This is a genomic window from Pseudomonas sp. S30 (assembly GCF_016518545.1).
GTDB lineage: Bacteria > Pseudomonadota > Gammaproteobacteria > Pseudomonadales > Pseudomonadaceae > Aquipseudomonas.
The window spans coordinates 601,073-609,298 of the sequence record NZ_JACVTO010000001.1 but is presented as its reverse complement, the minus strand read 5'-3'; the positions used below and the strand labels follow the sequence as shown (position 1 = coordinate 609,298).

7 protein-coding genes and 2 rRNA genes are annotated in these 8,226 nt (G+C 57.3%); 6 read left to right on the top strand and 3 right to left on the bottom strand.

Annotation, left to right across the window (positions count from 1 at the left end; translation table 11 throughout):
- The first annotated feature begins 213 nt into the window (after positions 1–213).
- Both IAE34_RS02825 and rrf read left to right on the top strand, forming a co-directional pair.
- Positions 214–3,105 (top strand): 23S ribosomal RNA (locus tag IAE34_RS02825).
- A gap of 147 nt (positions 3,106–3,252) precedes the next feature.
- Positions 3,253–3,368 (top strand): 5S ribosomal RNA (rrf, locus tag IAE34_RS02820).
- Between the two features lie 96 nt (positions 3,369–3,464).
- Here rrf and IAE34_RS02815 read toward each other — a convergent pair.
- The gene (locus IAE34_RS02815; protein WP_200137317.1) at positions 3,465–4,328 is read right to left on the bottom strand and encodes a universal stress protein; all 864 of its coding nucleotides are present in this window, start codon (positions 4,326–4,328) and stop codon (positions 3,465–3,467) included.
- A 151-nt stretch (positions 4,329–4,479) separates the two neighbouring features.
- Here IAE34_RS02815 and IAE34_RS02810 point away from each other — a divergent pair, with 151 nt between their 5' ends.
- The gene (locus tag IAE34_RS02810; protein WP_200137316.1) at positions 4,480–5,097 is read left to right on the top strand and encodes a tRNA-(ms[2]io[6]A)-hydroxylase; all 618 of its coding nucleotides are present in this window, start codon (positions 4,480–4,482) and stop codon (positions 5,095–5,097) included.
- Between the two features lie 32 nt (positions 5,098–5,129).
- Here the strand turns inward: IAE34_RS02810 and IAE34_RS02805 are convergent, their stop codons facing one another.
- Positions 5,130–5,450: a DUF883 family protein gene (locus tag IAE34_RS02805; protein WP_200137315.1), complete on the bottom strand. Its 321-nt coding sequence runs from the start codon at positions 5,448–5,450 to the stop codon at positions 5,130–5,132.
- A gap of 127 nt (positions 5,451–5,577) precedes the next feature.
- Between IAE34_RS02805 and IAE34_RS02800 the strand changes: the two genes are divergently transcribed.
- On the top strand, positions 5,578–5,841 hold the full coding sequence (locus IAE34_RS02800) for a hypothetical protein (RefSeq protein ID WP_200137314.1): 264 nt from the start codon (positions 5,578–5,580) through the stop codon (positions 5,839–5,841).
- 2 nt (positions 5,842–5,843) lie between these two features.
- Here IAE34_RS02800 and IAE34_RS02795 read toward each other — a convergent pair whose 3' ends face one another.
- Complete coding sequence (locus tag IAE34_RS02795) at positions 5,844–6,332, bottom strand: LEA type 2 family protein (protein WP_200137313.1); 489 nt, start codon at positions 6,330–6,332, stop codon at positions 5,844–5,846.
- 399 nt (positions 6,333–6,731) lie between these two features.
- On the opposite strand from IAE34_RS02795, the gene IAE34_RS24280 reads away from it, so the two are divergent.
- Complete coding sequence (locus IAE34_RS24280) at positions 6,732–7,052, top strand: hypothetical protein (RefSeq protein ID WP_200604664.1); 321 nt, start codon at positions 6,732–6,734, stop codon at positions 7,050–7,052.
- Between the two features lie 21 nt (positions 7,053–7,073).
- Entirely contained in the window at positions 7,074–8,222 is a 1,149-nt protein-coding gene (locus IAE34_RS02790; RefSeq protein WP_200137312.1) for a PQQ-dependent sugar dehydrogenase, read from the top strand.
- Positions 8,223–8,226 lie beyond the last annotated feature (4 nt).

Sequence of the window (8,226 nt, the reverse complement as noted above, 5' to 3'; positions counted from 1 at the left end):
CACGCCGCCTGGCGTCGTGTCGGAATGTTGATTTCTGGCTTTTGCCAGATCGTTCTTTAAAAATTCGGATATGTGATAGATACAGACTGATGGCCAGTTTCACTGCTGGGCATCAGGCTGAGGTAAAATTTGTGAGTTCTGCCCGCAAGGGCGACGTGCGAATTTTCGGCGAATGTCGTCTTCACAGTATAACCAGATTGCTTGGGGTTATATGGTCAAGTGAAGAAGCGCATACGGTGGATGCCTTGGCAGTCAGAGGCGATGAAAGACGTGGTAGCCTGCGATAAGCTTTGGGGAGTCGGCAAACAGACTGTGATCCAGAGATCTCTGAATGGGGGAACCCACCTAGGATAACCTAGGTATCTTGTACTGAATCCATAGGTGCAAGAGGCGAACCAGGGGAACTGAAACATCTAAGTACCCTGAGGAATAGAAATCAACCGAGATTCCCTTAGTAGTGGCGAGCGAACGGGGACCAGCCCTTAAGCGGGTTTGAGATTAGTGGAACGCTCTGGAAAGTGCGGCCATAGTGGGTGATAGCCCCGTACACGAAAATCTCTTGCACGTGAAATCGAGTAGGACGGAGCACGAGAAACTTTGTCTGAACATGGGGGGACCATCCTCCAAGGCTAAATACTACTGACTGACCGATAGTGAACCAGTACCGTGAGGGAAAGGCGAAAAGAACCCCGGAGAGGGGAGTGAAATAGAACCTGAAACCGTATGCGTACAAGCAGTGGGAGCCTACTTTGTTAGGTGACTGCGTACCTTTTGTATAATGGGTCAGCGACTTATATTCAGTGGCGAGCTTAACCGAATAGGGGAGGCGTAGCGAAAGCGAGTCTTAATAGGGCGTTTAGTCGCTGGGTATAGACCCGAAACCGGGCGATCTATCCATGGGCAGGTTGAAGGTTAGGTAACACTGACTGGAGGACCGAACCGACTACCGTTGAAAAGTTAGCGGATGACCTGTGGATCGGAGTGAAAGGCTAATCAAGCTCGGAGATAGCTGGTTCTCCTCGAAAGCTATTTAGGTAGCGCCTCATGTATCACTGCTGGGGGTAGAGCACTGTTTCGGCTAGGGGGTCATCCCGACTTACCAAACCGATGCAAACTCCGAATACCAGCAAGTGCCGAGCATGGGAGACACACGGCGGGTGCTAACGTCCGTCGTGAAAAGGGAAACAACCCAGACCGTCAGCTAAGGTCCCAAAGTCATGGTTAAGTGGGAAACGATGTGGGAAGGCTTAGACAGCTAGGAGGTTGGCTTAGAAGCAGCCACCCTTTAAAGAAAGCGTAATAGCTCACTAGTCGAGTCGGCCTGCGCGGAAGATGTAACGGGGCTCAAACCATGCACCGAAGCTACGGGTATCACCTTTGGTGATGCGGTAGAGGAGCGTTCTGTAAGCCTGTGAAGGTGAGTTGAGAAGCTTGCTGGAGGTATCAGAAGTGCGAATGCTGACATGAGTAACGACAATGCGAGTGAAAAACTCGCACGCCGAAAGACCAAGGTTTCCTGCGCAACGTTAATCGACGCAGGGTTAGTCGGTCCCTAAGGCGAGGCTGAAAAGCGTAGTCGATGGAAAACAGGTTAATATTCCTGTACTTGCAGTTATTGCGATGGAGGGACGGAGAAGGTTAGGCCAGCCTGGCGTTGGTTGTCCAGGTTTAAGGTGGTAGGCTGGAATCTTAGGCAAATCCGGGATTTCAAGGCCGAGAGCTGATGACGAGTTGCCTTCAGGCGACGAAGTGGTTGATACCATGCTTCCAAGAAAAGCTCCTAAGCTTCAGATAACTGGGAACCGTACCCCAAACCGACACAGGTGGTTAGGTAGAGAATACCAAGGCGCTTGAGAGAACTCGGGTGAAGGAACTAGGCAAAATGGCACCGTAACTTCGGGAGAAGGTGCGCCGGCGAGGGTGAAGCATTTACTGCGTAAGCTCATGCCGGTCGAAGATACCAGGCCGCTGCGACTGTTTATTAAAAACACAGCACTCTGCAAACACGAAAGTGGACGTATAGGGTGTGACGCCTGCCCGGTGCCGGAAGGTTAATTGATGGGGTTAGCGCAAGCGAAGCTCTTGATCGAAGCCCCGGTAAACGGCGGCCGTAACTATAACGGTCCTAAGGTAGCGAAATTCCTTGTCGGGTAAGTTCCGACCTGCACGAATGGCGTAACGATGGCGGCGCTGTCTCCACCCGAGACTCAGTGAAATTGAAATCGCTGTGAAGATGCAGTGTATCCGCGGCTAGACGGAAAGACCCCGTGAACCTTTACTATAGCTTTGCACTGGACTTTGAGCTTGCTTGTGTAGGATAGGTGGGAGGCTTTGAAGTGGGGACGCCAGTTCTCATGGAGCCATCCTTGAAATACCACCCTGGCAACCTTGAGGTTCTAACTCAGGTCCGTGATCCGGATCGAGGACAGTGTATGGTGGGTAGTTTGACTGGGGCGGTCTCCTCCCAAAGAGTAACGGAGGAGTACGAAGGTGCGCTCAGACCGGTCGGAAATCGGTCGTAGAGTATAAAGGCAAAAGCGCGCTTGACTGCGAGACAGACACGTCGAGCAGGTACGAAAGTAGGTCTTAGTGATCCGGTGGTTCTGTATGGAAGGGCCATCGCTCAACGGATAAAAGGTACTCCGGGGATAACAGGCTGATACCGCCCAAGAGTTCATATCGACGGCGGTGTTTGGCACCTCGATGTCGGCTCATCACATCCTGGGGCTGAAGCCGGTCCCAAGGGTATGGCTGTTCGCCATTTAAAGTGGTACGCGAGCTGGGTTTAGAACGTCGTGAGACAGTTCGGTCCCTATCTGCCGTGGACGTTTGAGATTTGAGAGGGGCTGCTCCTAGTACGAGAGGACCGGAGTGGACGAACCTCTGGTGTTCCGGTTGTCACGCCAGTGGCATTGCCGGGTAGCTATGTTCGGAAGAGATAACCGCTGAAAGCATCTAAGCGGGAAACTTGCCTCAAGATGAGATCTCACTGGGATCTTGAATCCCCTGAAGGGCCGTCGAAGACTACGACGTTGATAGGTGGGGTGTGTAAGCGCTGTGAGGCGTTGAGCTAACCCATACTAATTGCCCGTGAGGCTTGACCATATAACACCCAAGCAATCTGAGCGGCTCGTGCAGCGGCACAGATTGAGGTGGTGAAGACGACACGAACCGAAAGTTCGCGACGAACCACAGACATCACATATCCGAATAGGCCGAAGGCGCTGCAAGGCGACTCTGGCAACCAGATTTCTTGACGACCATAGAGCATTGGAACCACCTGATCCCATCCCGAACTCAGCAGTGAAACGATGCATCGCCGATGGTAGTGTGGGGTTTCCCCATGTGAGAGTAGGTCATCGTCAAGATTCATCCCGCAAAACCCCTATCTGCTCGCGCAGGTAGGGGTTTTGTCTTTTTGGCGATTGACGGCCGTCGCATCTTTGAACGTCTTAGCGCATGAGTCAGTCCGTTGGCGATGGCTCCAGGTGCGCGATGCAGGCGTCGCTCTTGAGCACCAGCACGTCCCCTTCCAGCGAATCGAGCACCACCTCGGCGGTATTGCCAATCAAGGCACCCGAGAGATCGGTACGCGCCACGGTTCCGATGATGGTCACCACGGCATCGATCTGTTTCTCGACATGGGGAATCAAGACATCGGCAGGGCCTTCGGCAATATGCATGCGCCGTTCGTCGATCCCGAATTCCGTCTGGAAAGCCGAGCATGCTTCACGATAGTGGCGCTCGATGCTCTCACTTAGCTGGTAAACCGGGTCGGACGCGGCCAGCATGGGTGAAGGATAGGCATTGACCACGTGGAATTCGCCTTTGACCAGATTGGCGATGGTATAGCCATGATCGATGATGCTGGCATGCAGACGCTGATGATCCTGGTCCTTGTTGCCCACATCCACTGCCGCCAGTATCGATCCACCGCTCCAGGGCCGCTCGCTCTTCACCATCAGCACCGCGCAGGGACAATGACGCAGCAGTTTCCAGTCGTTGGGTGTCAGAAGGGCCTTGCGCAATGGGTTGTCCGGGCGGTGTTCCTTGATGACCAGTTCACACCCTTCGGCTTGCTGAACGGTGATGATCGACTCGTGCAAGGTGTCGTGCCAGGCTTGCTCGTGGCTCACCTGATCGTAACCGTCATCGTGCAACTGGCTGACCAGAAGGCTCAGCAGAGCGTCGTGGTCACGCCTGCGATCGCACATCAGCAAATGCAGACGTGCACCGGTCACGCCTGCTATCAGCTTGGCACGTGCCAGCGCGCGGCTATGGGCGTGCTCGGGGTCGAGAACGACAAGAATGCTACGCACCGCTTGCATGGCTCATACTCCTGTGGTGGAAGAGAGTGCATGCTTGACTATAGTTGCCGTGCTGGAGGGTGGCGCCTGACGTGCATCAATCACAAAGGCTGGAGATCAGCATAAGCGCCGGTATAATCCGCGCTCCCGCGTTGCTGACCATCACGAGCTTATGTCCTTGATCCCTGAAATCGATGCCTTCCTGGGGTGCCCGACACCCGACGCCTGGATCACAGCTGCATTGGCCGATGAGCACACTCTGCTGATCGACCACAAGAACTGCGAGTTCAAAGCGGCCAGTACTGCGCTCAGCCTGATCGCCAAATACAACACTCATCTCGACCTGATCAACATGATGTCGCGCCTGGCACGCGAGGAACTGGTGCACCATGAGCAAGTGCTGCGTTTGATGAAGCGCCGCGGCGTGCCGTTGCGGCCCGTGTCGGCAGGGCGCTATGCCTCGGGCCTGCGCCGCGTGGTACGGGCCCACGAGCCGGTCAAGTTGGTCGACACCCTTGTAGTGGGCGCATTCATCGAAGCCCGCAGTTGTGAGCGCTTCGCAGCCCTGGTGCCGCATCTGGACGATGAGCTGGGCACCTTCTACTACGGACTGCTAAAAAGTGAGGCCAGGCATTATCAGGGCTATCTGAAGCTGGCACACCAGTATGGTGAAGGAGCCGACATCGCTCGAGTCGTGGAGAGGGTGCGGGAAGTGGAAGCGGAGCTGATCAGCTCCGCAGACGTAGAGATGCGCTTCCATAGCGGCATTCCGATGGCCCGGCCCGCCTGAGACGATTCCGGACCTTGAAGCGAGGGTGGGTACTACTGGCGACGGCCCAGGAGCAGGCCAACGACCAGTCCGATCCCCGCAGAGATTGCGACGGTCTGCCAGGGATGGATGCCGATCAGCTCTTCGGTGGCCTCCACCACCGGCTGAGCCTTCTGGCCCAGACGGCTGGTCGCCTGGCGCGCCTGATTCAACTTCTGACCCAGCTGGGCGCGTAGGGTGTCAGCCTCTTCGCCGACCAGGGAAGCGCTATTGTCCAGAAGCTTTTCCGATTCTTCGATCAGCGACTGCAGTTCGCTGAAGACCTGGTCCTTGATCTGCTCCACGTCGGTATTGGCGTTGGATTTCCTGGCCATAAGTGCCTCCTTGGGATGGGTTGATGTTAATAATGGAAAGCGCCGCGCCGCGAAAGTTGCACGGGTTTGGCGGGGCAGTCTCCTGAGGGTGTAAGATACCGCGCAATTTCAAGCGGCAGGAAAGACCATGAGTTTCAATCTCGCCAACAGAGACTTCACCGAGCGTGCGCAGATCGAGGCTGAAAAGGCTCGGCTGTTCGAACTGTGGCAGAATAACCTCGGCAAGGCCAAAGCCGAGGCGGGCAGGCTGATTGCCGAGAAGTCGCGACGCAAGGGCAAATGGGCCGAGTGGGTTCGCGCCGAACTGGGCGGCATGTCGCCACCGGAGTTCGCCAACATGGTGCGCAGCGAGGTCAACAAGATGATGGCCGCTGCCAGCACCAGCCGTTGACCTTACCAACCGGTGCTGCCTGGCTGAGGCAGGTCGAGCTTGCCTTTGTCGACGAAGCGCACCGTGCCCAGCGGGCCACCGGCCAGCTTGCCCCGGAGCACGTAGGGCAGGCCCTGCAGCGATTGGGTGCGGCCTAGCCCGTACGCCTGGCGCAGGACCGAGAATGCGCTGATGCTCACCGGCACGACGATCACCGTTTCCTCGTACCGACCGATATGTCCCCGCTGGTCGCTGACGCCGGCAGCCAAGGGCTGGTCGTTCACTTCCAGATTGAGCGCGATGCCATCGAAGTCCACAGGCGTTTCGTTCGGATTCTGCACTCGGATCTTGACCGCCATGCGCAGCTCCAGGTCCTGGCCAGGGAGCGGGTCGATACCGATGACGTTGACGTTCAGCGGATCGCGTTGCTGGAGCAGCGCGCAGGATACGAACGACAGCGCCAGTGTAGCGGCCAGGCACAGGCGAAGGGTGGAGCGAAGTAGGGCAGTCATCGAGGCGCACCTTGGCAGTGGAACGAGCACCAGTTTGGCAAAAGCACCGCAGCGTTTAAAGCATGGGCGCCCTTGGCGCTGTCATCCAGACCGTTTTGCAAGGCCGCACGGCACACCATGGCCTGCGATACCCGGCCTTCTACTCGCCGACCCAGGGAAGGGTGTGCCTCCACGACTCTCAGAGCAGTGGTGGCAGGTCTGTGACCTGAACTGCAGCCTTGAGTCTCGAATGGTTACCGACACCCAAGCGGAGCAGGCGGAGACCACGCCGCTTGTCTCGGTGACCGGTCCCCGAAACATCACGAATCAACTCATCCCGGCCTCACGCTTTTGTGGCGAACCTGTCGGGGCTTAGGCTATCCAATGCTTAGTCCCGACATTTCGTACTGAAGGTGACTCATGAAACCTACACAGTTGCTCATGGTTATCAGCCTGCTCCTGGGGATGCCGGTCTACGCTGCCGATGGACAGGTCCCGAGGTTGGCGGCCATTGACCCTGCCAATCCCTACAATAGCCCGATCAAGCGAGCCAATCCCAACAGTCGACAAGGCACTATTCCGGCCACGCCTCCAGTGCGCGGACCTTCCACGGCGCCTGTCGAGCGTCCTGCTACGCTCGACAACAGAGGGGTCGGCAACGGAGACAACCTGCGTCGCGCCCCCGAGCGTCCGAATCTGGAGCCCACTCGTCCACCGCGCGATTCGCTGCGCACACCTTGACCCCCAATGGAAGGACCCTTTATGACACCACGTACCTGGATGGCAACATTGGCAGCCGCTGCGCTGTTCCCACTATTGGCGTCTGCTGCGCAAGAGCGACAGTTGCCCAGTGAGGAGGGCCAGTTGACCGTCAGCACCGTGGCCGATGGCCTCGATCACCCCTGGGCGCTAGCCTTCCTGCCAGGCGGCAAGGACATGCTGGTCACCGAAAAGCCCGGCAATCTTCGCATCGTCAATGCCGAAGGCAAGGTAGGGGCGCCTTTGTCCGGCGTGCCCGTTGTCTGGGCGCAAGGGCAGGGCGGCTTGCTCGACGTGGCGCTTTCACCAGATTTCGCCAAGGACCGCACCGTTTACCTCTCCTTTGCCGAGGAAGGCAAGGACGGCAAGGCGGGTACGGCAGTCGGTCGTGGACAGCTGTCAGAGGACCGCACGCGGCTGGAGAATTTCAACGTGATCTTCCGCCAGCAGCCCAAGCTGTCGGTTGGCAACCATTTTGGATCGAGACTGGTATTCGACCGCGAGGGTCACCTGTTCATTGCCCTGGGCGAGAACAACCAGCGCTCTACCGCTCAGGATCTCGACAAGTTGCAGGGCAAACTGGTGCGTATCCTGCCGGATGGTGAAGTGCCCAAGGACAACCCTTTCGTGGGTCAAGCCAATGTCCGGCCGGAAATCTGGTCATTCGGGCATCGCAATCAGCAGGGCGCAGCACTCAACCCATGGACTGGCAAGCTCTGGACCCATGAGCACGGACCGCGTGGCGGCGATGAAATCAACATTCCAAAAGCGGGCAGGAACTATGGCTGGCCGATCGCCACTCACGGCATCGACTACTCGATGCAGCCCATTCCCGAGGCCAAGGGCAAGCACGTCGATGGCATGGAAGATCCGCACCATGTCTGGGAGAAATCGCCAGGTATCAGCGGCATGGCGTTCTACGACAGCCCGACTTTCAAAGCCTGGGATCACAACCTGTTCATCGGAGCGCTAGCCACCGAAGAACTGATCCGCCTGCAGCTCGATGGCGACAAGATCGTTCATGAGGAGCGTCTGCTGGGCGAGCTCAAGGCGCGTATCCGCGACGTGCGCGTCGGCCCGGATGGCTACCTGTACCTGCTGACCGATGCCAAGGACGGCGCGCTATTGAAGGTCGGCCTGGACAAGCGCTGACGCA